This is a genomic window from Corallococcus praedator (assembly GCF_003612125.1).
Lineage (GTDB): Bacteria > Myxococcota > Myxococcia > Myxococcales > Myxococcaceae > Corallococcus > Corallococcus praedator.
Genome location: NZ_RAWI01000663.1, coordinates 1 through 2723, shown reverse-complemented (window position 1 = coordinate 2723; position 2723 = coordinate 1). Strand labels below are relative to the sequence as shown.

The following is a 2723-nucleotide window of genomic DNA, read 5'->3' as shown; positions in this document are numbered from 1 at the left end:
GCTTCCGGGGAGGAGGGGGGACTCGCTCGACGCATGGTTCCGAAGCTCCAGGGTGACGGCTCCCGGGCGTCCACGTCCACGCCCGGGAGAGGTTGGGATCTTGCCGCACGGACCGCGTAAGTCGGGAAAACTACGACGGAGAAGTCATACCCGACTTGCACGGGAAGCTGGCATAGCAAGTTGGATGCCATGTATCGCCAGAGGGTGGAGGTGCCTGCGGACATCCGCGACGGATCCCGCACGCGACACGCGCGTCATACATGAAGCGCGGCGGCGAGAGCGAGCGTGGCTCGCGTCAATCCCTCTCCCGGCGTGACACAGGGGCCCCTGGAGGCGTCCACCGTCCCGGGCCGTGTGTCACGAAGAGGAAACGTCATGAAACATGGGACGAATGCGACTCACTCCGAGGAGTCCATCCGGACACGGGGCTTGTTTCAGTTTTACTGATAAATTGGTGCGCGTTTCACGTCGAGCAGTTTCCCCCAAGCTGCGGAGTCCCAGTCCATGGATGTGTCGCCGGTTCCCCCCCAACCGCGTCGGAAAAGCTCCTCGAACAAGCTCCACCTTCATGAAACAAGGGCCCCGGCGGACCTGGGGCCCATCCAGTTGGACGATGTGCTCTGGAATCCGGTGGATGCGGAACAGGCGCTGGAGGGTCTGGAGAAGATCCTCGGCCGGCTGAACGAGCGCAATGACTCACGCGCCATCTTCCTGGACATCTATGCCATCGTGACAAGGCGGGTCGTCCACCTGCTGAGCGCGCCGGGCGCGGGCGGGTTCCTGGAGCCGCAATGGCTCTCCCACCTGACGGGCCGCTTCGCGGAAGAGGCGCTGATCGCGGTGCGCGACTCGCTGCGCCAGTTGCCCCTGCCCACCGCCGCCTGGCGCTTCGCGACGTACTACCCGGCCGCGGGCCTCACGCGTCCCTTCCAGGACGCGCTGCTGGGCGTCAGCGCCCACATCAACCACGACCTGGGCATGGTGGTGTACGACAACATTGCCCACCAGACGCCCCCGGTGGACGCGCGCAAGCTGGCGCGCTACCGGCACGACTACTTCCACGTGAACGAGATCCTCCGCCAGTGCATCCCCGAGTGCCTGGACCTGCTCGCGGAGCGCTACAACTGCACCTCCACCCGGCTGGCCCTGCGCGTGCCCTTCAGCCGTCCGGTGATGGAGAAGGCCGTCATGCAGATGCTGATTCTCTGGCGTCAGCGGGTCTGGGACAACGTGGTCGGGATGCTGGAGGCGCAGTCGCCCGAGGAACTCCAGGCCATCGTGGAGCGCGTCCGCACGACGTCGGGTCGCATCGCCCAGGCGCTGACCGCGGAGAACGCCTTCTGGCTCACGCTGCGCGGTTCGGCGCCCCCCTACAGCCTGACGCTGGCGCCCGAGGCCTGGCCCGACGTGAGAATCCCGGAGCCGGTCGCGAACATCCCCCCGCTCGCGAGCTGAGCCGGCGGGGGCGGACGCCCTCACGACGAAGGGCCGAGCGAGGCCACCCGGGGCGGCATCCGCCCCGGGCACACCCGCTCAGCCCCTCTTGTCCCGGCTCAGTAGTTGAACTGGAGCTGGACGCGCGTCACGTGCCCCTGCTCCTGCTTGTAGGGGTAGCGCGACGAGGTCCGGTCCGCGACGAGGTACGCGCCCGTCAGCTCCAGCGCCTTGAAGATCTGCCACTCCACGCCCAGCTCCACCTCGCGCACGTCGTAGCGGGGGGCGTTGGTCTCGAACTTCTTGCCGCCCTTGTAGAGCGTGCCGCGCAGGTAGGGGATGAGCGTCATGCCGGCCACGCCATCCAGCTTGTACATGAGCTGCGCGTAGCCGCCGTGCAGGTTGCGGCTGTCGATGAGCAGCCCCTCGTCCGGGCCCGTCCCCAGGGACGGCCCACGGCCCACGTTGTACTCGGCCATGAACCCCAGGGGCTGCGGGTACACCATCAGGCTGACGATGGCGCGGGCATCCACCATGTCGGGACCGCGTGCGACCGCGTAGGCCGCGTCGTCGCGCGGGGCAGCGGCGAGGTTGAAGCGGCCGTAGTAGCCGCCCACGCCCATCTCCACGAACTGCTGGCCGAACTGGAAGGGATAGGTGACGCGCGCGACGGCGTGCGGGCTGTTGTTGCGCTCCGGCCGGTTGGCCGTCTGGCCGTTGTAGACGCCCAGGCCCACCACGCCGTAGTCGCCCGAGCCCTTCAGCCCGCTGTCGACCAGGTACTTGAAGCGCGCGCGGATCTCCGCGGGCGCCCAGTAGAAGAACACGCCAATGTCGCGCTCGTCCTTCAGCGCGCTGTTGATGGCGTCGTTGCGATCCAACGCGAGCCGGTTCTGGCTGGACTGGAGGTTCTCGAAGCCGAAGGGCACCTTCGACTGGCCCACCCGGAAGCGGAACTCCTTCTTCGAGTCCACGGAGATGTCCGCGTACCAGTCCCGGATGATGGCGACGTGGTACTGGTCTCCGATGACGGAGGCGAAGTCCGGCTGCAGGTAGATGGACACGTGCTCGTGCACGTCGCCGTAGAAGACGAGCCGCGCGCGGCGGAGGCCGAAGCCGTTGTCCTTGCCCAGGAAGCGGTCACCCTGGTCGTTGATGAGCGTGTCGTTCACCCGGAAGCTGGGCAGGCGGTTGTAGCGGACCTGCGTGTAGCCCCGCAGGTGGATGCGCTCGTACCAGGGCTTGTCCTTCTTCACCTCCGGAGGCGGGGGCGGCGCCGGGGCCGCGGC

Annotated in this window: 2 protein-coding genes; one reads left to right on the top strand and one right to left on the bottom strand. The window is 67.6% G+C overall.

What is annotated here, in order from left to right:
• The first annotated feature begins 615 nt into the window (after positions 1-615).
• Positions 616-1455, top strand: coding sequence for a DUF5995 family protein (locus tag D7Y13_RS40555; RefSeq protein WP_233596040.1), 840 nt, complete (start codon positions 616-618; stop codon positions 1453-1455).
• A gap of 98 nt (positions 1456-1553) precedes the next feature.
• Here D7Y13_RS40555 and D7Y13_RS40550 read toward each other — a convergent pair.
• Positions 1554-2723: porin (locus tag D7Y13_RS40550; RefSeq protein WP_120631017.1), on the bottom strand; the 1170-nt coding region annotated here is incomplete at its 5' end.